At 68.5% G+C, this 21,551-nt stretch carries 22 protein-coding genes; 10 read left to right on the forward strand and 12 right to left on the reverse strand.

Annotated elements, in window-relative coordinates; genetic code table 11:
• Positions 1 to 48: 48 nt before the first annotated feature.
• From AC5WJ1_RS21210 to AC5WJ1_RS21230, 5 genes are all read right to left on the reverse strand, one after another.
• Positions 49 to 1,056, reverse strand: coding sequence for a Bug family tripartite tricarboxylate transporter substrate binding protein (locus AC5WJ1_RS21210; protein WP_133097937.1), 1,008 nt, complete (start codon positions 1,054 to 1,056; stop codon positions 49 to 51).
• Between the two features lie 196 nt (positions 1,057 to 1,252).
• On the reverse strand, positions 1,253 to 1,984 hold the full coding sequence (locus AC5WJ1_RS21215; RefSeq protein WP_133097936.1) for an SDR family NAD(P)-dependent oxidoreductase: 732 nt from the start codon (positions 1,982 to 1,984) through the stop codon (positions 1,253 to 1,255).
• 90 nt (positions 1,985 to 2,074) lie between these two features.
• Entirely contained in the window at positions 2,075 to 3,277 is a 1,203-nt protein-coding gene (pcaF, locus tag AC5WJ1_RS21220) for a 3-oxoadipyl-CoA thiolase (protein ID WP_133097935.1), read from the reverse strand.
• A 39-nt stretch (positions 3,278 to 3,316) separates the two neighbouring features.
• A complete protein-coding gene (locus AC5WJ1_RS21225) occupies positions 3,317 to 3,955 on the reverse strand; it encodes a 3-oxoacid CoA-transferase subunit B (protein ID WP_063241051.1) in 639 nt (212 codons plus the stop codon).
• Positions 3,956 to 3,977: 22 nt separating this feature from the next.
• Positions 3,978 to 4,640, reverse strand: coding sequence for a 3-oxoacid CoA-transferase subunit A (locus AC5WJ1_RS21230; RefSeq protein ID WP_195428012.1), 663 nt, complete (start codon positions 4,638 to 4,640; stop codon positions 3,978 to 3,980).
• A 517-nt stretch (positions 4,641 to 5,157) separates the two neighbouring features.
• Between AC5WJ1_RS21230 and AC5WJ1_RS21235 the strand changes: the two genes are divergently transcribed.
• The gene (locus AC5WJ1_RS21235; RefSeq protein ID WP_135703458.1) at positions 5,158 to 5,397 is read left to right on the forward strand and encodes a hypothetical protein; all 240 of its coding nucleotides are present in this window, start codon (positions 5,158 to 5,160) and stop codon (positions 5,395 to 5,397) included.
• A 42-nt stretch (positions 5,398 to 5,439) separates the two neighbouring features.
• On the opposite strand, the gene AC5WJ1_RS21240 is transcribed toward AC5WJ1_RS21235, so the two are convergent.
• Positions 5,440 to 8,502 (reverse strand): AAA family ATPase, encoded by a 3,063-nt coding sequence (locus AC5WJ1_RS21240; RefSeq protein WP_494476944.1) that lies wholly within the window; start codon positions 8,500 to 8,502, stop codon positions 5,440 to 5,442.
• Positions 8,499 to 9,647, reverse strand: a complete 1,149-nt coding sequence (locus AC5WJ1_RS21245; RefSeq protein WP_135703456.1) for an exonuclease SbcCD subunit D — start codon at positions 9,645 to 9,647, stop codon at positions 8,499 to 8,501. The genes AC5WJ1_RS21240 and AC5WJ1_RS21245 overlap by 4 nt, the downstream gene beginning before the upstream one ends.
• A gap of 112 nt (positions 9,648 to 9,759) precedes the next feature.
• Here AC5WJ1_RS21245 and AC5WJ1_RS21250 point away from each other — a divergent pair, with 112 nt between their 5' ends.
• The gene (locus AC5WJ1_RS21250; RefSeq protein WP_276609531.1) at positions 9,760 to 9,894 is read left to right on the forward strand and encodes a hypothetical protein; all 135 of its coding nucleotides are present in this window, start codon (positions 9,760 to 9,762) and stop codon (positions 9,892 to 9,894) included.
• Positions 9,895 to 10,041: 147 nt separating this feature from the next.
• Here AC5WJ1_RS21250 and AC5WJ1_RS21255 read toward each other — a convergent pair whose 3' ends face one another.
• A complete protein-coding gene (locus AC5WJ1_RS21255; protein ID WP_029048440.1) occupies positions 10,042 to 10,248 on the reverse strand; it encodes a dodecin in 207 nt (68 codons plus the stop codon).
• 237 nt (positions 10,249 to 10,485) lie between these two features.
• Here AC5WJ1_RS21255 and AC5WJ1_RS21260 point away from each other — a divergent pair, with 237 nt between their 5' ends.
• From AC5WJ1_RS21260 to AC5WJ1_RS21270, 3 genes are all read left to right on the forward strand, one after another.
• The gene (locus tag AC5WJ1_RS21260; protein ID WP_133097930.1) at positions 10,486 to 11,181 is read left to right on the forward strand and encodes a phospholipase D family nuclease; all 696 of its coding nucleotides are present in this window, start codon (positions 10,486 to 10,488) and stop codon (positions 11,179 to 11,181) included.
• A gap of 147 nt (positions 11,182 to 11,328) precedes the next feature.
• Complete coding sequence (locus AC5WJ1_RS21265; RefSeq protein ID WP_135703455.1) at positions 11,329 to 12,039, forward strand: dienelactone hydrolase family protein; 711 nt, start codon at positions 11,329 to 11,331, stop codon at positions 12,037 to 12,039.
• A 121-nt stretch (positions 12,040 to 12,160) separates the two neighbouring features.
• Complete coding sequence (locus tag AC5WJ1_RS21270; RefSeq protein WP_135703454.1) at positions 12,161 to 13,708, forward strand: acyl-CoA synthetase; 1,548 nt, start codon at positions 12,161 to 12,163, stop codon at positions 13,706 to 13,708.
• Between the two features lie 31 nt (positions 13,709 to 13,739).
• Here the strand turns inward: AC5WJ1_RS21270 and AC5WJ1_RS21275 are convergent, their stop codons facing one another.
• Entirely contained in the window at positions 13,740 to 14,441 is a 702-nt protein-coding gene (locus tag AC5WJ1_RS21275) for a glycine zipper 2TM domain-containing protein (RefSeq protein ID WP_135703453.1), read from the reverse strand.
• Between the two features lie 163 nt (positions 14,442 to 14,604).
• The gene (locus tag AC5WJ1_RS21280) at positions 14,605 to 15,063 is read right to left on the reverse strand and encodes a MarR family winged helix-turn-helix transcriptional regulator (protein ID WP_133097926.1); all 459 of its coding nucleotides are present in this window, start codon (positions 15,061 to 15,063) and stop codon (positions 14,605 to 14,607) included.
• 211 nt (positions 15,064 to 15,274) lie between these two features.
• Here AC5WJ1_RS21280 and AC5WJ1_RS21285 point away from each other — a divergent pair, with 211 nt between their 5' ends.
• Both AC5WJ1_RS21285 and AC5WJ1_RS21290 read left to right on the forward strand, forming a co-directional pair.
• Complete coding sequence (locus AC5WJ1_RS21285; RefSeq protein WP_133097925.1) at positions 15,275 to 15,838, forward strand: YggT family protein; 564 nt, start codon at positions 15,275 to 15,277, stop codon at positions 15,836 to 15,838.
• A 160-nt stretch (positions 15,839 to 15,998) separates the two neighbouring features.
• On the forward strand, positions 15,999 to 16,292 hold the full coding sequence (locus AC5WJ1_RS21290; protein ID WP_135703452.1) for a hypothetical protein: 294 nt from the start codon (positions 15,999 to 16,001) through the stop codon (positions 16,290 to 16,292).
• Between the two features lie 54 nt (positions 16,293 to 16,346).
• On the opposite strand, the gene AC5WJ1_RS21295 is transcribed toward AC5WJ1_RS21290, so the two are convergent.
• The gene (locus AC5WJ1_RS21295; RefSeq protein ID WP_133097923.1) at positions 16,347 to 17,366 is read right to left on the reverse strand and encodes a LysR family transcriptional regulator; all 1,020 of its coding nucleotides are present in this window, start codon (positions 17,364 to 17,366) and stop codon (positions 16,347 to 16,349) included.
• A gap of 177 nt (positions 17,367 to 17,543) precedes the next feature.
• On the opposite strand from AC5WJ1_RS21295, the gene AC5WJ1_RS21300 reads away from it, so the two are divergent.
• Positions 17,544 to 18,710, forward strand: a complete 1,167-nt coding sequence (locus tag AC5WJ1_RS21300; protein WP_494476945.1) for an MFS transporter — start codon at positions 17,544 to 17,546, stop codon at positions 18,708 to 18,710.
• Positions 18,711 to 18,723: 13 nt separating this feature from the next.
• Here the strand turns inward: AC5WJ1_RS21300 and AC5WJ1_RS21305 are convergent, their stop codons facing one another.
• The gene (locus AC5WJ1_RS21305) at positions 18,724 to 19,989 is read right to left on the reverse strand and encodes an IS256 family transposase (RefSeq protein WP_022540107.1); all 1,266 of its coding nucleotides are present in this window, start codon (positions 19,987 to 19,989) and stop codon (positions 18,724 to 18,726) included.
• A gap of 146 nt (positions 19,990 to 20,135) precedes the next feature.
• Between AC5WJ1_RS21305 and AC5WJ1_RS21310 the strand changes: the two genes are divergently transcribed.
• Together AC5WJ1_RS21310 and AC5WJ1_RS21315 are read left to right on the forward strand one after the other, a co-directional pair.
• On the forward strand, positions 20,136 to 20,489 hold the full coding sequence (locus tag AC5WJ1_RS21310) for a hypothetical protein (protein ID WP_494476946.1): 354 nt from the start codon (positions 20,136 to 20,138) through the stop codon (positions 20,487 to 20,489).
• Positions 20,490 to 20,692: 203 nt separating this feature from the next.
• Positions 20,693 to 21,529, forward strand: coding sequence for an IclR family transcriptional regulator (locus tag AC5WJ1_RS21315; RefSeq protein WP_133097921.1), 837 nt, complete (start codon positions 20,693 to 20,695; stop codon positions 21,527 to 21,529).
• Positions 21,530 to 21,551 lie beyond the last annotated feature (22 nt).

Genomic DNA, 21,551 nt, shown 5'->3' on the forward strand with positions numbered 1-21,551 from the left:
ACCAGCCCGACGGGACCGGCGATTTTCCAGGCTAAGAAAGCTTCAGGCTCAGTCTACCGTAGCACCCGAAGCCTTCACAACCTTCGCCCACTTGGCGGTTTCCGACTTCATGAACGCGGCCAGCTGCGCCGGCTTTTCCGGATTGGGTTCAGCGCCCTGGTCGGCCATCTGCTTCTTCACTTCCGGCATGGCCAGGATCTTGACCACTTCCGCGTTCAGGCGATCGACGATCGGCTGCGGCGTGCCGCCCGTGGCGTACAGCGCGAACCACGAAGTCGCCTCATAGCCCGGCACGCCCGACTCGGCCACGGTCGGCACGTTCGGCAGCGCCGGCGAGCGCTTGGCCGAAGTCACGGCGATCGCACGCAGCTTGCCCGCCTTCACATGCGGATACGACGACGGCATGTTGTCGAACATCAGGCCGATCTGGTTGCCCAGCAGGTCATTCACCGCCGGCGCGCTGCCCTTGTACGGAATGTGCTGGATATGCAGGCCGGTCATCGAGTTGAACAGCTCACCCGACAGGTGCATCGACGAGCCGCTGCCCGACGAGCCATACGACAGCTTGTCCGGATTGGCCTTCACGTAGGCGATCAGTTCCTTGACGTTGTTGACCGGCACCTTGGGGTTCACCACCACCAGGTTCGGCACCATCGCCACGCGCGTGATCGGCGCGAAGTCCTTGACCGGGTCATACGGCAGCTTGGAATACAGCGACTGGTTGATCGCGTGCGTGCCGATGGTGCCCATGAACAGCGTGTAGCCGTCGCCCGGCGCCTTGGCCGCCAGCGAAGCGCCGATGTTGCCGCCCGCGCCCGGACGGTTGTCGATCACCACCGGCTGGCCGAGCGCCTTGCCCAGTTGCAGGCCGACGATGCGGGCCAGGATGTCGGTGGTGCCGCCGGCCGAGAACGGCACGATCAGCGTGATCGGCTTGGTCGGGTAGCCGCCTTGTGCGTGCGCGGCGCCAGCGAAGCCGGCAAAGGTGGTGGCCAGCGCCACGCCGGCGGCGAGCAGGCGGCGGCGCGTGGTGGAGGTCTGGGAATCGTGTCTCATCGGTATTACTCCGGTAAAGCTGTCCCAACGGAGATTGGGGCCCGTGCAGGACGTTGTGCTGAAATGGCGTGATTGCCGTTCCCGAACGGATGCCGCGCACTCGCGCGCATCCCGGTTGACGGCCCGGCTCCGGGCCGCCATGCGTGACGTTTGGTTAACGTCTCTTCTTGTCGAATCTTTGAGTGCCGGGGCGCGCTTATACCGGCGCAACGCCCAGCGTGGTGCCGCCGCACACGTACATCACCTGGCCGGTGACGAAACCGTTGTCCGGCGACAGGAAGAACAGCGCGGCGCGCGCGACGTCTTCCGGGGTGCCCATGCGCTTGACGGTGATGCTGGCAAGGATGCGTTTGGTCTGCTCGGCGCCTTCCGGGTTGCTCTTGCGGAACAGCTCGGTGGCGATCGGGCCCGGGGCCACCGCGTTGACGGTGATGCCGTCGCCGCCAAGTTCCATCGCGAGCGTGCGGGTCATGCCGATCAGGCCGGCCTTGGTGGCCGAGTACACCACGCGCTCGGGCTTTCCCAGCGCGGCGCGCGAGGCCATGTTGACGATGCGGCCGAAGCCTGCGGCGCGCATCGCGGGCAGGCAGGCTTGCAGCAGCAGCAGCGGCGCTTGCAGGTGCAGGCCGGTCACGTAGTCCAGGTCGGCAACGGTGGCGCTGTCGGCGGTGCCGGGACGGGTGGCGCCGGCATTGTTCACCAGGCGCGTGACGGCAAAGCGCGACGTGACCTGCTCGGCCACGGCGCGGGTCGCGTCGGCGTCGGTCAGGTCGGCCTGGAAAAAGGTCATGTTGGGATGCGACCAGGCCGGCGCGGCGTAGTCGACATTGACCACCTGGGTCACGCCATCGGCCAGCAGCATTTCGCAGATGGCGCGGCCGATGCCGGAACTGCCGCCGGTGACGAGGGTGGCTACGGGGAGGGACATCTTTGACTCACTTTCAGGACTACCGCGGTCTTGCTCCCCCTCCCGCAAGCGGGAGAGGGGAGCCAACACTCAGCAATGCGACGACAACGATTAAACGCGCTCGATCACCATCGCAATACCCTGGCCCACGCCGATGCACATCGTGCACAGCGCGAAGCGGCCGCCGGTGCGGTGCAGCTGGTACATCGCGGTGGTCACCAGGCGCGCGCCGCTCATGCCGAGCGGGTGGCCCAGCGCGATCGCGCCGCCGTTCGGGTTGACGCGCTTGTCGTCGTCGGCCACGCCCAGTTCGCGCAGCACAGCCAGGCCCTGCGCGGCGAACGCTTCGTTCAGCTCGATCACGTCGATCTGGTCCAGCGTCATGCCCAGTTGCTTGAGCAGCTTCTGCGTCGCCGGTGCCGGGCCGATGCCCATCACGCGCGGCGCCACGCCGGCGGTGGCCATGCCGACGATGCGCGCACGCGGGGTCAGGCCGTGTTGCTTGATGCCGGCTTCGCTCGCCAGCAGCAGCGCGCAGGCGCCGTCGTTCACGCCCGAGGCGTTGCCGGCGGTGACGGTGCCGTCAGGGCGGACCACGCCGCGCAGCTTGGCCAGCGCTTCCATGCTGGTGGCGCGCGGGTGCTCGTCGCGTTCGACCACGATCGGGTCGCCCTTCTTCTGGGCGATGGTGACCGCGGTGATCTCCTGCGCCAGCGTGCCGTCGGCCTGCGCGCGCGAAGCCTTCTCCTGGCTGCGCAGCGCCATCAGGTCCTGGTCTTCGCGGCTGATCTTGTAGTCGGTGGCGACGTTCTCGGCGGTCTCGGGCATGGAGTCCACGCCGTAGGCCGCGCGCATGGCCGGGTTGATGAAGCGCCAGCCGATGGTGGTGTCGAAGATCTGCGCATCGCGCGAGAAGGCGCTGGTGGCCTTGCCCATCACGAACGGGGCGCGGCTCATGCTTTCCACGCCGCCGGCGATCATCAGCTGCGCTTCGCCCGCCTTGATGGCGCGCGCGGCGGTGCCGGTGGCGTCCATGCCGGAGCCGCACAGACGGTTGATGGTGGCGCCCGGCACGTCCTGCGGCAGGCCCGCCAGCAGCGACGACATGCGCGCCACGTTGCGGTTGTCTTCGCCGGCCTGGTTGGCGTTGCCGTAGATCACGTCATCGATGGCCTTCCAGTCGACATTGGGATTGCGGGCCATCAATGCCTTCAGCGGCACCGCGCCGAGGTCATCCGGGCGCACCGCGGACAGGCTGCCGCCGTAGCGGCCGATGGGCGTGCGGATGGCGTCGCAGATAAAGGCTTCGGTCATGGTGTGTCTCTCTCTTTGTGATGGATATCGATGCGGCGCTCAGGCCTGCTTCAGGGGCACGCCGGTCAGGCGCTGCAGTTCTTCAAAACTCAGGCCTTCCACCAGGTCGCGCGCGACCAGGCCGTCGGGGGTCACGTCGAGCGTGGCAAGGTCAGTGTAGATGCGCGTCACGCAACCGATGCCGGTCAGCGGATAAGTGCACTGCGGCACGATCTTGCTTTCGCCCTGCTTGGTCTGGTGTTCCATCATCACGAACACCTGCTTGGCGCCGATCGCCAGGTCCATCGCGCCGCCCACGGCGGGGATGGCGCCGGGCGCGCCGGTGTGCCAGTTGGCCAGGTCGCCCTTTTCCGACACCTGGAACGCGCCCAGCACGCAGAAGTCGAGGTGGCCGCCGCGCATCATCGCGAACGAATCGGCGTGGTGGAAGTACGAGCCGCCCGGCTTGATCGTCACCGGCTGCTTGCCGGCGTTGATCAGGTCGCCGTCTTCCTCGCCGGCAGCGGGCGCGGGGCCCATGCCGAGCAGGCCGTTCTCGCTATGCAGCAGGATTTCCTTGTCTGCGGGCAGGTGGTTGCCGACGAGCGTCGGCAGGCCGATGCCGAGGTTGACCACGGCACCTTCCGGAATGTCTTTGGCCACGCGGGCGGCCATCTGGTCGCGGGTCAGGCGTTGCATGCTGTTTCTCCTGTTGCCGCGCTCAGGCGACCTTGACGACGCGCTTGACGAAGAGGCCCGGCGTCACGATGTGTTCGGGGTTCATCTCACCCAGCTCGACAACCTTGTTGACCTGCACGATGGCGCACTTGGCGGCCATGGCCATGATCGGGCCAAAGTTGCGCGCGGTCTTGCGGTAGGTGAGGTTGCCCCAGCGGTCGGCGGTGTCGGCCTTGATCAGCGCGAAGTCGGCGTGGATCGGCGATTCGAACACGTAGCCCTGGCCATCGATGATGCGGGTCTCCTTGCCCTCTGCCAGCGGCGTGCCGTAGGCGGTGCGGGTAAAGAAGCCGCCGATGCCGGCGCCAGCAGCCCGGATGCGCTCGGCCAGGTTGCCCTGCGGCACCAGTTCCAGCTCGATCTCGCCGGCGTGGTAGAGCGAGTCGAACACGTACGAGTCCGTCTGGCGCGGGAACGAGCAAATGATCTTGCGCACGCGCCTGGCCTTCAGCAGCGCGGCCAGGCCGGTGTCGCCGTTGCCGGCGTTGTTGTTGACGATGGTCAGGTCGCGCGCGCCTTGCTCGATCAGCGCGTCGATCAGTTCCGCGGGCATGCCTGCGAGGCCAAAGCCACCAATGAGGATGGTGGCGCCGTCGTGGATGCCGGCCACCGCCGCTTCCACCGTGTCGTATAGCTTGTTGATCACTTGCGTTTCCAGGTCGGAAGATCCGCAGGCTACCGGAGCGGGCCGCAAGGCGCGGCGCATGAAAGACGGTCTCCGATAGTCCTGCCGGAAGGATGTTCGTTCGCAGCCGGCGGCATTGGCGCCGCCAGTACCGCCCGTTGAACGGTCCAGCAGTCTGCGTGGTGTTGTTTGGGGCCGCGCGGTTGCCACGGCCGCGATCCGAAAGCCGCCAGCGGTTGGCTGACCATTGTTCGCTATTAGAACTTGAATTCGCAGAATGAACAGATTACACCTGCGCGCGGGCGACGGTCAACCAGTGGGCCCGCCCAGGGCACACACGGTGGGCGATCACCGCGCGAGGTGACGGCGGCTTCCCGTGTAGGACAGAACCGACAGGGGAATCGGTTCGCTGTCGATGTTGCGCCGGGGTCGCGGGGACTATCGTTGAATCAGAGGACGGCAGCGCCCGCACAGCAGCCCCCGGACCACCCGGCTCAGGCGCGCCGCCAGGCAACAGACAAGAACGAGGAGTCAGACCATGGCCACCGTCAATGTCCCGAATGCCTCCACGCAACATGCCGCAGCCCTTGCGCGCATCCTGCAGGTTACGCAGCAGGCGTGGGGATTGGGCCAGGAAAACAAGCGAAGCATCGCGTCCGCGACAGGTCTCGGCGTTGCGCCCAAGCTGTCGCGCCGCGCGCGGCTGGCGCGGGCCGCCGCACGCGCGTTCGAGGCGCAGGTCATGGCGATCCGCTGCCGCCAGGTGTTCGTCGGCTGAGCGGCATGCCGGCCACCCCGGCCGGCAAATACGCAAATATTCTCAGGCCGCGGCCGCCACGCCGCTCAGCGTGGCGCGGCTGCCGCCAACCCCCGGCCGCACTTCCAGACGCACGTCGATGCGCTCGCGCAGTTCTGCCACGTGCGAGATGATCCCTACCAATCGGCCGGCTTGCTGCAGGTCGAGCAGCGTGCGGATGGCAAAGTCCAGGCTTTCCGGATCCAGCGTGCCGAACCCTTCGTCAACGAACAGCGTATCGAGCTGGATGCCGCCCGCGCGCGACTGCACCACGTCGGCCAGGCCAAGAGCCAGCGACAGCGACGCCAGGAAGCCTTCGCCGCCCGACAGCGTATTGGCCGGGCGCGGCGCCCCGGTGTCGTGGTCGAACACTTCAATATCCAGCCCGCCTGCACTGCGCTGGTCGGCCTGCTCGCGCACGCGCTGCAGCACATAGCGGCCCCGGCTCATCGCCAGCAGCCGCGCCGACGCGGCTTCCAGCACCTCGTCAAGCAGCGTTGCCAGCACGAAGCGCTGGAAGGTCATGCGGCGCGGGTTGTTGCCGTTGGCCACCTCGGCCAGCCGGCCCAGCACCGCATAGCGGGCTTCGATATCGCGGCCCTGCGCGTCGAGCTGCTGCAGGCGCAACTGGCATTGCTGCAGCGTGTCGCGCGCGCGGCCGCGATCCGCCTGTTGCCGGACCAGGGCTTCGACTGCGTCGGCGGCGGCCTGCCCGGCGGCGCGCAATCCGTCCAGGTCCGGCACGCCGAGCCCTTGCGCGGCGGCGTCGGCGCGCTCGCGCAGCCGGGCGGCGGAGACCAGCTCCATATCGAATGCACGCAGCGCCTGGTCGATACGCGCCATCTCGGCATCGGGCAGGCTGGCCGCGGCATGCGCCCGTGCATCGGCAAGACCTTCACGCGCCAACGCTTGCGCCAGCGCGCCTTCCGACTCGGCAAGGCGCGCGGCGGCTTGCGCCTGGGCCTGCCGGGCCGAGCCGAGCGCGGCCTGCGCGGCGGCGGCATCGGTGGCTGCCTGCCGTTCCGCCGCCTGCGCGGTGGCGAGCGCGTGCTCCAGCGCCGCGGCATCGGCCTGGGCCTGGCGCAGGGCTTCGGCCAGCGCCACCGGATCGCGCGAGTCTTCGGGGACCTGCGCGCAGGCAACCTGCCATTCGACCTGGCACTGCGCCAGCGCTTGCGAAGCCGTTTCCGCTGCGGCGGCGGCTTCGCGGCCGGCGAGCTCCGCCGCTTCGCGCGCGGCGCGGCTGGCGGCGATGGCGGCTTCGCACTGGCCAACGCTGGCCGCTGCCTGCTGGCCTGCTGCCAGCGCGGCTTCCAGCGTTGCCATGTCTGTCTTCAGCTGGCGCGCGGCCTCCTCCGAGACATCGCCCAGGGCCTGCGCGAGTTCCTCGGCGCGCTCGCGCGCCTGCAAGCTGGCGGCCTGCGCGGCTTGTAGCTGGCCGGCGCAACGCACCGCCTGCGACTCGGCCTCGAGCATGGCGCCGCGCGCCTGCTCCAGCGCCTCATCGGACAGCGGTGTCTCGACATGCTGCGCCGGCGTGGGATGCGCACTGCTGCCGCATACCGGACACGCCTCGCCGGTGGCGAGCAACGCCGCCAGCCGGGCCGCCTGGCCGGCGCGCCACGCGGCTTCGGCTTCGGCCAGCGCGGCACGGCGGCGTTCGCGCATGCGGTCGGCCAGTTGCAGCGCCGCTTCCACGTCGGCTGCCTGCGCGACGGCATTGGCGAGCGCCTGCATCGCCTGCGCGTGACGGCCGAATTGCCGCGACTTTTCCTGCAGCGCGGCGAGCTGCAGTTGCGTGCCTTGCAGCTGCGCGGCAGCCAGCTGTGCCTGCCCGAGCGCGGCCTCCGCCGCCACGGCCTCGGCCTGGCTCGCCGCCAGCCTGGCGGCGGCACGCTCGCGCGCCGCGGTGGTGGCGGCTTGCTTCTGCTGTGCCGCCTCCAGGGCCTCGCGCAGCGTGCCGAGCTGGCGCGCGCGCGGCAGCATGGCGTCCAGTTCCGCGCAGCGCCGCTGCGCGGCCGAGCGCAATCCGGCACGGCCGGTCTCGGCCTGCAATGCGGCGGCGGCCTGCGCCGCCTGCTGCGTGGTGCGTGCCGCGCCCGCTTCGGCCTGCTCAAGCGCGGTCCCGGCCGCAGTGAGGTCCCGCTGCGCGAGCTGCCACTGCTGCAATGCCGGGTTGACGCGTGCCGCCCGCTGCGCCGCCTGCAGCCGCATGCGTTCGGCCTCCATCACGGGTTGCTGTGCCAGCAACGCCGTGTGCGCGGCTTCGGCCTGCTGGCGCTCCTGCAGCCGCGCCGCGACCTGTTCGCCCGCGCCCAGCGCCGCCTGCGCAGCGGCCAGCGCCTGGCGTGCGACCTGCTCCTGTGCCTGCAGCGCATGCATTTCCGCCTGCAGCGCGGCGATGCCGTCGGCAAGCGCCTGCGCGCTCTCCATGCCGGCCTGCCGCAGCGCTTCGTCGCGCTGGATGCCGATGCGCTCGGCATCGCGGCGGATGCCGGCCGCCTGCGTCTTCAGCAGTTCTTCCACGCGGCGATAGAGCTCGGTCCGGAACAAGCGCTCCAGGATCGCCTGCCGCGCCTGCGAACTGGCGGTCAGCAGTTCGCGGAAGCGCCCTTGCGGCAGCACGATGACCTGGCGGAACTGCGCGCTGTCGAAGCCGAGCAGCTCGCGGATGGCATCGCTGACCTTGCCCGGCTGGCCAGCCTTGCTGACCCAGCCATTGCCGTCATGCTGGTCGAGCTGCGCCTTGGCCGGCTCCGTCAGCCAGCCCTCGCCGCGCTGCTTGGGCCGCTCCTGCGCGGGCGAGCGCACCACGCGCCAGCGTTGCGCGCCCAGGCTGAATTCCAGCGTGACCTCGGTGCGCAGTCCCGGCGCGGCGTTGGCGCTGCGCATGGCCTGCGCACTGCGCTCGCCGCCGGAGGTATCGCCATACAGCGCAAAGCAGATGGCGTCGAGCAGCGTGGTCTTGCCGGCGCCGGTGGGGCCGTGGATCAGGAAGAAGGCCTGGTCGCCGAGCCGCGTGAAATCGACCTGCTCGGTCGCGGCAAACGGCCCGAAGGCCTGCAGGGTCAGGTGCAGAGGTCTCATGCCGACTCCCGCTCCGCCGCCGCCATGCCGGCCAGCACATGGTCCAGCACCTCGCGGTGGCCCGGCTCCAGCTCGGCATCGGCCACCTCGCGGAAAAAGCTGGCAAACAGCTCGCCGGTGCCAAGCTGGCGCAGCTGGCGGCCCGCTTCCGAGGCCGTGCCGCTGCGCGCCAGCACCGCGCGCTCGATCGCCAGCGCATTGGGGTAGACCTGGCGCAGCTTGGCCATGGGGTCGAGCAGCGCGCCGGCATCGGTCAGGCGCGCGTGGATATAGTCGTCGCGCTGCGGGTCATCTGCGCCAGCGGCAAGCAGCGCGGCCAGTTCGCCTTCCACCACGCGCACGTCGCGCAGCGGCTGCAGCGGCACCGGCGTGATCGAGACGGTGCCATCGCCATCCAGCTCGATGCGCGACACCGACTTGTCGTGCGCGCATTCGGACAGCGAGTACTTGAGCAGCGAGCCGGCGTAATGGATGCGGCCCCCGCCAAGCGTCTGCGGCCGGTGCAGGTGGCCCAGCGCGACCAGGTCGAAACCGGCGAAGAGGTCGGCCGCCACGGCGCCGCTGCCGCCGACCGACAGCGGCCGCTCCGATTCGCTGGCCGCGCCGCCGACCACGAAGGCATGGCCCACCACCACCGCGCGCACGCCCGGGGGATGGACCGCGCGGATCGCGTCGAGCTGCGCGCGCAGCGCGGCTTCGTGCGAGGGCAGATCGGCGCCCATGGCGTCGCGCACCACCGCGGGCTCGGCATAGGGCAGCGCGTAGACGCGCACTTCGCCGTGCGCGTCCTGCAGCGTCACGCTGGCGGCCTCGGCCAGCGTGCGGCCGGCCACGTGCAGGCCCTGCGCGCGCATCAGGCGCGCGCCGAATTCCAGCCGCTGCGCGCTGTCATGGTTACCGGCGATCATCACCACCGGAACGCCGGCATCGACGACGATGCGGCCCAGCACGTCGTCGAGCAGCGCCACGGCCTCGGGCGGTGGCACGGCGCGGTCATAGACGTCGCCGGCGATCAGCACGGCGTCGGGTCGTTCGGCTTTGACCAGTTCAACGAACTGGCCAAGGATATGGGCCTGGTCTTCCAGCAGGCTGCGGGCATGGAAGAGCCGGCCGAGATGCCAGTCGGCGGTGTGCAGGAAACGCAATCTGGGATCCGGTGGATTTTGCGCGCATGTGGCGCGCGAACCCAGCATGATAAATCGTCGCGGTGCCTGCATGACCGTTCAGCGACGGTTCAGCCGCGCCGGCGCATCATCCGTGAAGACCAAGCAGAAGGTGTGGCCGGCGCAGAAGCCCGTCGACGCCAGCACCACGGTGGAGCTGGTCGGCGAGTACGACACGGAGCTGATCGGCGAATCGCACTTCGACGTGAAGGAAATCCGCCTGCCTTGATCGTTGACCGCGCGGGCATGCGCCCGTCGGGGATTGCGCCGCAGTTGACCGCGGCGAACGGGCCGCCGCCGGCCGCTCTGTAAATGCAGGAGGCCAAGCAGTCCGAAGCAGGAACGATACGCGGCGCAAGCCGCGAGCGCGCCGGGCTCAGGTCACGCGGAAGCCGACCTTCAGCGTGACCTGGAAATGAGCGATCTTGCCGTTCTCGATATGGCCGCGCGTTTCCACCACTTCGAACCAGTCGATGTTCTTGATGGTTTCGCCAGCCTTGGCGATGGCGCTGCGGATCGCCGCATCGCAGCCATCCGGCGAAGAGCCGACGATTTCGACCAGCTTGTAGGTATGGTTCGACATGTCCCTCTCCTTGGCGGGCAGGCCCGCGGGGTTCCATCCATCATAGGCGCCATGCGCCGATAGTCCCAAGGCCGGTGCCGCCGGCGCATATCCTGTTACACATCGCCCTTTGCCAGTGGCGTATGCGGCTGCTACGCTGCGGTCCCGCGCACCACAGCCCGCGCCGCGCGGCGCGCGCAGGCTGTCCCTGACCGAAGCCAGCATAAACGTCGCGACCTACGCGCCCTGACTTACCGAATGTTCCGCCGTACCGTACTGGGCCTTGCCCTCGCCGCCGCCGTATCGGCCTTCACCTCGTTCAGCCCCTTCGCCCTGATCGCGCATGCGCGTTCGGCGTCCGGCTTCGACCAGGTCACCGAGTCCATCACCAACAGCATCAGCGACACCTTCAGCGAAGCGGTAGCGAAGCACCTGCCTTCGCGGTCCGGCAAGCCGGCGCAGCCGCCCGAGGCCAGCCCCGCGCCGAGCAAGGCGTTCGCGCAGGGCAGCGGCTACACGCTGTGCTTCGTGCCCGACGGTGCGAGCTGCCAGGCGCTGCTGGTCAATGCCATCCGCAGCACGCGCCGGCAGCTGCTGATCCAGGCTTACTCGTTCACCAGCGCACCGATCGCCGAGGCCGTGGCGCAGGCGCACCGGCGCGGCGTGGACGTGCGCGTGATCCTCGACAAGAGCCAGCAGTCGGAGCGCTATACCAGCGCCACCTATCTCAAGCACGCGGGCGTGCCGGTGGTGATCGACAACAAGCCCGCGATCGCGCACAACAAAGTGATGGTGTTCGACGAACAGGCAGTGTTCACCGGCTCGTTCAACTTCACCAAGTCGGCGCAGGAGCGCAATGCCGAGAACGGCATGCTGATCCGCGGCGATGCGGCGGTGGTGAAGGCCTATACGGACAACTGGCACAAGCGCTACCGGCAATCGCGCGCATATTGAGCGCTTCCCTGACCCGGCAAACGACAGCGCCGGCACGACGGCGCGCGCGGTGGCAAACTTGCGGCTGGCGCGCGGCACGCGCCGCGCATTCCGCCGACCCGCCGCGCGTTCCGCCTACCTAGTGAGCCATTCCGGAGAGCCTTTGCCATGACAGCCATTCCCGACAGCCAATGGATCCGCGTCGACAGCGACGCGGGCAGCTTCGACGCCTACCTCAGCCTGCCGCCGGCGGGCGTCCGGCCCGGCGCGCCCGGCATCGTGCTGCTGCAGGAAATCTTCGGCGTGAACGAACACATCCGCGCGGTGGCTGACCAGTACGCCGCCGACGGCTATGCCGTGCTGGCGCCCGACGTGTTCTGGCGCGACGCGCCGCGCGTCGAACTGGGCTACGCCGGCGACGACATGACGCGTGCGCTGGCGCTGCGCCAGGCGGTCGACATCGAAGCCGCGATGGGCGACATCGCCGCCACCGTGCAGGCGCTGCGCCAGCGTACCGGCGCCGGCAAGGTCGCAGCGGTGGGCTACTGCTTCGGCGGCCTGCTGTCGTACCTGAGCGCGGCGCGCGGGCTGGTCGACGCGGCGGTGCCGTACTATGGCGGCGGCATCCAGAACCAGCTGCAGGAAGCGGCGAACATCCGCGTGCCGGTGCAGTTCCACTACGGCGCGCTCGACGCGCACATCCCGCCCGAGGCCGTGCTGAGCGTGCGCGACGCGGTGGCCGGCAAACCCGGCACCGAGATCCACGTCTACGGCAACGCCGACCACGGCTTCAACTGCTGGGCGCGGGCCTCGTACCACCAGCCCAGTGCCGCGCTGGCACACGGGCGCGCGCTGGCCTTCCTGGCGCAGACGCTGTAACAGGCCACCCGGGGGCGCTCGCCCCCTGCGCCGCCTTGCCAGGGCGAGGCGGCAGCCCTTATCCTCGGCGCTTGGCTTCAAAGACTTGCTGGACCCTCAAACCATAACGACGGAGACCACCATGCAGTCAGAGCAGCAGCGCGCCCTGCGCAACACCATCCCCGACGCCATCGCCCGCGCGGTGCGGCGCAGTCCCGCCAAGACCGCGCTCCGCTTCGGCGAGCGGGCCTGGAGCTACCGCGAACTCGACCTCGCCGCCGCGCGCGTGGCCGGCGCGCTGGCACGATGGGGCCTGCGCCCCGGCGACCGGGTCGCGGCCTTTGGCAAGAACTCGGATGCGTACGTGCTGCTGTGGCTGGCCTGCCTGCGCAGCGGCCTGGTCCATGTGCCGGTCAACTTCTCGATGACGCGAGCGGAGGTGGAATACCTCGTGACGCAGTCGGGCGCCAGCGCGATCTTTGCCGACCCGGTACTGGCGGCGCGCATCGAAGGCCTGCCGTGCCGCATCGGCGGCACGCTGCATGGCGGCGGCAGTGCGCGCGATATCCTCGCCGCGGCAGCCAGCGGGCCCGAAGCACCAATACTCGACAGCCTCGCCGACACCACGCCGGCGCAGATCCTGTACACCTCCGGCACGACCTCCGCACCCAAGGGCGCGGTGCTGACCCACCGCGCGCTGCTGGCCGAGTATGTCAGCACGATTGACGCCTGCGACATCCGCGCCACGGACTATTCGCTGGCAGCGCTGCCGCTGTACCACTCGGCGCAGATGCACGTGTTCCTGATGCCGCTGCTGCTGTGCGGCGGCACCACGCTGATCGCCGACAGCCCCGAGGCGGGCTACTGCCTGCGCACCATCCACGCGGAAGGCATCACCAGCTTCTTTGCCCCGCCCACGGTCTGGATCTCGCTGCTGCGCCATGCCGAGTTCGAGCCCGCCAGGCTCGGCGCGCTGGTCAAGTCCTACTACGGGGCATCGATCATGCCGGTGCCGGTGCTGCTGGAGTTGCAGCAGAAGCTGCCGGCGCTGCGCTTCTACAACTGCTACGGGCAGAGCGAAATCGGGCCGCTGGCGACAGTGCTGGGCCCCGACGAGCATGCGGCGCGGCCCGCGTCGGCAGGACGGCCGGTGCTGAATGTCGAGACGCGCATCGTCGACGAGACCATGCAGGACGTCCCTCCCGGCGAGCTCGGCGAGATCGTGCACCGCTCGCCGCAACTGCTGACCGGGTACTGGGACAAGCCGGAGCAGACCGCCGAAGCATTTGCCGGCGGCTGGTTCCATTCCGGCGACCTCGGCTACATGGATGCCGAGGGCTACCTGTACGTGGTCGACCGGATCAAGGACGTGATCAATTCAGGCGGCGTGCTGGTCTCGAGCCGGGAAGTGGAGGAGTGCCTGTACACGCATGGCGCGGTGGCCGAAGCGGCGGTGTTCGCGCTGCCGCATCCGAAGTGGGTCGAGGCAGTGGCCGCGTGCGTGGTGCGCAAGCGCGGCCAGGAGGCCAGCGAAGAGGCGCTGATCGCGCATGCGCGCGAAGCGCTGGCGCCGTTCAAGGTGCCCAAGCGCATCGTGTTCGTCGACGACCTGCCGCGCAATACGGCCGGCAAGCTGCTCAAGCGCCAGCTGCGCACGGATTACGCGCAGCTGTTCAGCACCGAAGCCTAGCCGGCCGGGAGCGCCATCGCATCGGCATCGGTCAGTACGGTACCGCCACGCCGTTCTCGACCTTGACGCGGTCGCCGATGCGCATCTGGTAGGCGTTGGACTGCGTCAGCGTCAGGTAGGCGTTGTCGCTGGTGCGCACGCGCACGCGGTAGGCCGACGCGCTGGTGCCGGTGCGCTTCTCGACCTCGTTGCCGGCCACCGCGCCTACCACGGCGCCGCCGATGGTCGCTACCGTATTGCCGCGGCCGCCGCCGACCTGGTGGCCGAGCAAGCCACCGACGATGCCGCCGACCACCGCGCCCGCGCCGCTGGTCGAGGGCGGCTGGCCGGCAACCACTTCGATGGCCTCTACCCAGCCGTAGCGTACGCCGTACGCCTGGTTGCCGTAGTTGCTGTTGCCATAGCCGTTGCTGTCGTAGCCGCCGTCCGGATATTGCTGCTGCGGATACCCCTGTTGCGGATAGCCTTGCTGCGGATATTGCTGTTGAGGGTAGCCCTGCTGGGGATAGCCCTGCTGCGCCGGGTAGCCGCTGATGGTGGTGCCGCTGGTGCCGTAGTTGCCGCCATAGCTTCCACCATAGCTGCCGCCATAGGCGGTATTGGTGCCGTAGCTGCCGTAGCCGCTGCCATACCCCCCGCCATAGCCGTTGTCATAGCCATACGGCGTGGCACACCCGGCGAGCGCACCGGCGCCCAGCACCGCAAGCACAACCGAACGAAAGGGGATGGACATGGCTCGACTCCTGCGCACTGCGCTTATTGATAATGGTGATGAATGCGCGCGAGTCTAGGGCCGCGCGCGGGCGGCGGGTGTCACCGGAGCTTTTGATTGGTAACCGCCTGTAACCGGATCCGTGGCACCCGGTTGGCACCCGGTTGGCGCTCGGCTGGCAGGCTCAGCCGCGCTCGGCGCCGTCGTCGTTGAACTGCGTGATGCGTGCCACGCGGAAGGTGTTGCGCAGCGATTCCAGCTCGGTCCGGTGCAGCATCGCCAGCCGGTTCAGGCTGCGCTCGCCCTTGGCCAGCAGGTGCACCTGCACCACGCGCCGGTCCTCGGGATTGAGGCGGCGCTTGACCAGTCCGGCCGCCTCGCAGCGGTTGACCAGCGCCACCACGCCGTGCTGCTTGGCCTGCAGTCGTTCGGCCAGCTCGCCGATCGAGGCCCACTCCTTGTCGGCGCTGCCGCGGATATGCAGCAGCAGCAGGTACTGCTGCACGGTCAGCCCTTCCTCGCGCGCCGCATCCTCGGAAAACCGCAGGAAGCGCCGCAGCTGGTAGCGGAAGTCCGAGAGCGCCTCGAAATCCGCCTTGTTGAGCGGCGCAGGGTTGCGGGACGAGGCTGGCTTGCTGGGCATAGGACGAGACGGAAGAACGGCGCAAGGCGCAAAAAAAAACGGGGACGTGCCCGCCGCCGGCGCAGTGCGGCCGCGGGCGCTCGCAATTATAGGGCGGCGCCGGCATGTTGGACGCGCCACAGGCACGCGACCCGGATGTGCCGACGTGACGCCGGGCTATGGCAGAATCTGTGCGGTTGCAGACACCCTAACCCCACCGGAAACCGCATCGATGTTTACGGAAATCGCCCTCTTCCTGCTGGATACCATCTTTACCTTGTTCGGCATGGCCCTGCTGCTGCGCGTCTGGATGCAGCTGACGCGGCTGCCGACGCGCAACCCGGTCTCGCAGGGCGTGTTCCAGATCACCGACTGGCTGGTGCGGCCGCTGCGCCGGATCATTCCGGGCGTGGGCGGCATCGACTGGGCCACGGTGGTGGCGGCCTGGCTGACGGCGGTCGTGTTCCTGCTGCTGGTCGCGCTGCTCAGCGGCGCCGACCTGCTGGCGTTCCTGCCGGCGGTGCTGCTGACCGCGTTGCTCTATGTGCTGAAGTGGGCGATCAGCCTGGTGATGTGGGTCACGCTGCTGATGGCGATCCTGTCGTGGGTCAACCCGCATTCGCCGATCACGCCCGCCATCGACCACCTGACCGCGCCGGTGCTGCGCCCGATCCAGCGCGTGGTGCCCCGCCTCGGGGGCTTCGATGTCTCGCCGCTGGTGCTGTTCGTGATCGCGCAGATCCTGCTGATGGTGGTCGCCAGGCTGGGCGCGAGCGTGTTCAACATGCATTTTTGAGGACCGCAGGCCGCTGCGATGGGGCCGGGCACTGGCCGGCGCATTGTCCAGATGTCTGGACAGTGTTTCGAGAATTGACGCTTTTTCTGCTTAGTGTGAAGTCCTACATTACAGGCAACGTGGCGCTGCAGCCACGCACCCTGCCAAGAAGGACCACACCATGAAGACCCTCGCACAACCCCGCAACCTGGCGCTTTCGCTGCTGTGCGCGGCCGGCCTGTCGTTTGCCGCCGCTGCCGCGCACGCCTCTGAACCCGTTTCCGATATTGCGCGCCTCGACGGCGGCATCGCCCACGCCAGCAAGGCCGATCCTTTCCTGGACGGCGCTCGATATGCCTTCCGGAACGGCCGCGCCGATCCGTTCACCGACGGTGCCAGGCAAGGCAAGGTCGATCCGTTCACCGACGGCGCCGCCATCACCGGCCGTCGCGACAGCTTCACCGAAGGCGCCTGAGTCTGCGCGTTTTCCCTTGCCACGGCCTTGCGCCGTGGTGGCCCGCCGGCGTCCTCAACCCGCAGGGCGGGCCTCTCCCTGTGCCAGGCCGCTTCCGTCCGCCTGCGCGTCGTCTTCGGGCCCAGCGCCCTCCCTCGCCCACTCGCCGGGCTCGATCCCTTCCAGGCCTGGCTCGGGCCCCAGCTCCGACACCATCATCGACTCGATCGCTTCCATGAACACGCGCACCTTGCGCGGTTGCAGGCGCCGGTCCGGCAGCAGCGCGAACACGCGCAGCGGCGGCAGCGGGAAATCCGGCAGCACCCGCACCAGGCGGCCCTGCGCGATCTCGGCCTCGCAGTAGTTCACCGACAGGCGCGCGATGCCGAGGCCCGCCAGCGCGCCCTGCAGGCGCAGCTCGGCGTTGAAGGTCTGCATGCGCGGGCGGATCGGCACAGAGACGGTCTCGCCGTCGCGGGTGAATTCCCACACCGTGTCGCCCGGCGTGGTCAGCGTCGGCATGTTGGCCAGGTCTTCCGGGCGCAGCTGCGCCGGCAGGCTGTCCGCCAGCGACGGCGCGGCGAACAGCCCGCGCTCGACGTGGTAGATGCGGCGGGCCACCGTGCCGGAGTCGGGCAGGTCGGCATCGACGATGACGAACGCCACGTCAAACCCGTCGCGGATCGGGTCGACCAGTCCCTGCGTGATCTCGACCGCCACATCCAGCGCCGGATGCGCGACGAGTGTACGGCAGATCACCCCGCCCAGTTGCTGGGCGCCAAATTCATAAGGTGTGGCGATGCGCAGCACGCCCTGCACGCGCTCCTCGCGCGCCAGCGTTTCCTGGCGGATCTCGCGCAGCCGCGCGAACAGCGGCGCCACGTCGCGATAGACCGCCTTGCCGGCATCGGTGAGGCGCATGCGCCGCGTGGTGCGCTCCAGCAGCTTGGCGCCGATGGCGGTTTCCAGCCGCGCGACCGCGGCCGAGACGCGCGACTTGGGGCAATCGAGCTGCTCCGCCGCGGCCGTGAACGTTCCCTGCTCGACGACGCAGCAGAACGCTTCCCAGTCGTTCCATTGAATTGTTTGATTCACCGGACAATGTTTCCCTGACAGCCTGTAGTTCTCGGCGGCAGGCGACATTATGCTTGAGCGATGCAACAAACGCCTGTCCCGGCTGCACCGGACGGCTCAGCCCCAGCGCTGGCAACATCAGTCCCGGCAGCCCTCGCCCCCGCTACGACACCGGCCTCCGCCCCAGCACACCCCCGCATGCAACTCACCAGTCACCCCGAAATGGGTCACTGGCGTCTTTCATTGTTCGGCCTGACGCTCGGCCTGGTCACCGGCATCGACTTTTCTTCCACGTTGATGATGGGCGTGGCCAGCCAGCATATCCAGGGCGGCGTCGGCGCCGCGCCGGAAGACTACCTGTACGCGGTCTCGGCTTATGCCGCCACCGCGGTGCTGATGAACATGGTGCTCGACCAGGTCGCGCGCCGCATCACGTACAAGCGCTTTACGCTGGTGTCGCTGGTGGTGTTCATCCTGGGTTCGCTGATCTGTGCCGAATTTGCCACCCCCACCGGGCTCATCTCCGGCAAGGCGGTGCAGGGCCTGGGCGCCGGGGGCCTGTTCGCGGCCTCGCGCATCCTGGTGCAGCTGGTGTCGACGCCGGCCGAACGCGGCGCGCTAATGCTGCGCTTCGGCGGCGGCGCGTTCTCGATGCTGGCGCTCGCGCCGTGGCTGACCAGCATGTTCCTCGACGATATCGGCTGGCGCGCGGTGTTCCTGTTCCAGGCCGGCATTGCCTTGCCGGTGCTGCTGTCGGTGGCGCTGACCTACCCCACGCGCGCGCCGCGCGACCGGCATCCGCCGGTGTCGACGCTGGACTGGCCCGCCGCGATCGCCGCCGCGGCCGGCGCGCTGGTGATCCTGCATACGCTGCAGGAAATGCGCTACACGCGCTTCTTCAGTTCGCTGGAAATGCCGCTGGCGGCGCTGTGCGGGCTGGCGCTGTTTGCCTTCGCCGGCTGGCGCCTGTACCGCCATCCCGACCCGTGGATCGACCTGTCGCGGCTGGCCGGGCGCCAGTATCTCTACGGGCTGGGCTTCTACACGCTGTATTACCTGATGTCGTCGGCATGGGCCTTCCTGCTGCCGTCGCTGACGCAGACCGGCCTGGGCCTGACCTTCCGCACCACCTGCATGCTGCTGGCAACCAGCGGCGCGGTGGCGACCATCGGCGCCGTGGCCATCACGCTGGGCATGGCGCTGGTATTCCGCAAGCGGCGCGTGATCGCGCTTGGCTTTGTCTTCTATGCCTGCGCCGCGATGCTGTTTTCGCACCAGCTGATGCCGGGCGCCCCCGACTATGCGCTGGTGCCGGTGGTGCTGCTGGAAGGGGAGATAAAGTCAAATCTGGTGTATGAAGGTTGATCGTGGCCGGTCGTCAGGCGGCGAGTTTCTGCTGAACCGGCGGATTGTCTTGCGCCGGGGCACCGTCCTTGAAGGGGACGCCCTTCAAGAGCAGTTCGATGTGTTCGGCACCTTTGATGCGGCGCCATGTTTTCTCGGCTTCCTCGATCAGCTTGAAGGCCAGGCCAAGGAAAGTCGCTCGTGACACGCAATTGCGCGTGCGCGTCGTGCGGTGACGCACGGTCGCGAAGGTCGACTCAATCGCGTTGGTCGTGCGGATGTGCTGCCAGTGCTCGGCCGGGAAGTCGTAGAAGGTCAGCAGGCTGTCTCGGTCCTTGGTGAGCACGCCGGTGGCCTTGGGGTACTTGGCGCCGTAGATCGTCGCAAAGCGATCGAAGGCAGCATAGGCATCTGCCCTGGTGGCCGCCATCCAAATCGCCTGCAGATCTGCCTTGGCGCGGCCGTGCTGGGACTTGGGCAAGGCGTTCAGGACATTGCCCATCTTGTGGAACCAGCAACGCTGGGCGCGCGTGGCCGGGAACACCTCCTCCAGGGCAGCCCAGAATCCCATGGCGCCATCGCCGACCGCCGCCAGCGGGCCAGCCTGCAGGCCGCGGGATTTCAGGTCCAACAGTACTTCCACCCACGATGCCTTCGATTCCCGATAGCCGTCACCGATCGCCACGCGCTCCTTCCTGCCGTCTGGCGTAACGCCGATGATGACCAGCAGGCATTGCCCGTCCGATCCCTCGCTACGCAGACCCGTGTGGATGCCGTCCACCCACCAATACACATGGCGCGCCGCCGACAGATCACGCTGATTCCAGCTCGCATGCTCGTCTGCCCACTGCGCCTTCAATCGGCTCACCACGTTGGCCGATAGCCCTTTGGCATCCTCACCAAGCAGCACCGACAACGCCTCGCTCATGTCGCCTGTCGATACTCCCTTCAGATACAGCCAGGGCAGCGCTGCACTCACCCGCGGCGACTTCCTCACATACGGCGGCACGATCGCCGAGTTGAACTTCACGCCAGACCCGGACCGATCGCGCACCTTGGGCACCTTCACGGCAATCGGGCCGGCCCCCGTCAGCACCTCGCGCTCCGGGAGGTAGCCATTGCGAACCACGGCGCGCTGCCCGCTCAACGTCTTGACGTTACTGAACTGCTCAAGCAGCTCTGCCAGCTCCACTTCAATCGCCTCCTGGATGACCCGCCGAGCCCCGCGCCTGATCAGCTCCTCGAGCCCAAGCCCGATTTCCGATAGACCGACTGCTTCTTTCCCTTTATCCTTGCTCATGGTGGACCTTTCTTGTGCTGGTTTCCGATCTCGACAATCAGATTCTCAGCGGAAAGCTCCACCGCCCTCTACTCCGCGCCTCAAATTCCCCGCCCGTACACCAGTTTCGACTTTAGCTCCTGGAAGGGCTGACGCCGGTGCTGCTGATGGTGCAGGTGGCATCGATGACCTACCTGGAGGTGCCGGTCGAGGATTTCTCGCACGCCTACCAGTTCAAGAACGTGTGCAAGCAGATTGCCTCGGCCGTGGGCACCGGCCTGGCCAGCGTGTTCATGCAGGACGGGCTGGCCGAGCACCGCACCCACCTGGTCGAGCAGGTCACGCGCTTCAACCCGGCGCTGCAATCGCCGGATGCGCTGTCGGCCTCCGGGCTGGCGAAGATCTCGCTGGAAATCGACCGGCAGGCCACGCTGCTGGCAGGTATGGACATGCTGCATGGCTTCGCGGTGATCTGTGTGCTTGGCGCGGTGTTCGTGCTGGTGCAGCGCAGCTTCCGCTAAGACGCCTCTCCAGCCCCCGATAACAAGGGAGGCGGTGCAGGAGACAGCATGGCGGCGGCGTTCCGAACGGGCGCCGCCGGGGCCATGCCGCCATCCCCCGCTGGTGGTGAGCCATGGGGGCCGGCACTGGCGTTGTGCCGGCATTTCCTCTACCCTTTCGGCCTTTCCGTGCCAATCCGGCGACCCGCGCCGGTGCTACACCGATGGCCAGTTCCACCGACTCCCCCCGCGACGCGCAGACGCCCCAGGGCGCAGGCAGCGCCGCCGCGCCCGAGAAGCCAAGCGACAGCTATGTGCAGTCCTTTGCACGCGGGCTGTCGGTCATCCGTGCCTTCAATGCCCAGCACCCGGCACAGACGCTGACGGAAATCGCCCAGGCCAGCGGCCTGACGCGCGCGGGCGCGCGCCGCATCCTGCTGACACTGGTGGGACTGGGCTATGTGCAGGCGGACGGGCGGCTGTTCCGGCTGACGCCCAAGATCCTCGACCTCGGCTTTGCCTACCTGACCTCGATGCCGTTCTGGAACCTGGCCGAGCCGATCATGGAGACACTGTCGCAGCAGGTGCATGAAAGCTGCTCGATCTCCGTGCTGGACGGGACCGAGATCGTCTACGTGCTGCGCGTGCCGGCGCGCAAGATCATGACCATCAACCTGTCGATCGGCAGCCGGCTGCCGGCGTATTGCTCGTCGATGGGCCGCGTGCTGATGGCAGGGCTGAACGAAGCCGAGCTGGACGCCGTGCTGCGCGCCAGCGAACTGCGCGCGCGCACCAGCCGCACCGTGACTGACATCGAAGCGCTGAAGACCATCGTCGCCGATATCCGCACGCGCGGCTGGGCGTTGAACGACCAGGAGCTGGAAGAGGGACTGGTGTCGCTGGCGGCGCCGATCCGCAACCGCGCCGGCCAGACCATCGCCGCGATCAATATCAGCGGCCAGGCCAATCGCACCAGCGCGCAGGAAATGCTGGAGCGCTTCCTGCCGCCGCTGCTCGAAGCTTCGGAAAAAATTTCGGGGCTGGTCGGGCTGCGTACCTGAAGGCCGGCCCCACCACCCGCGC

Source organism: Cupriavidus sp. MEYA8 (assembly GCF_059278825.1).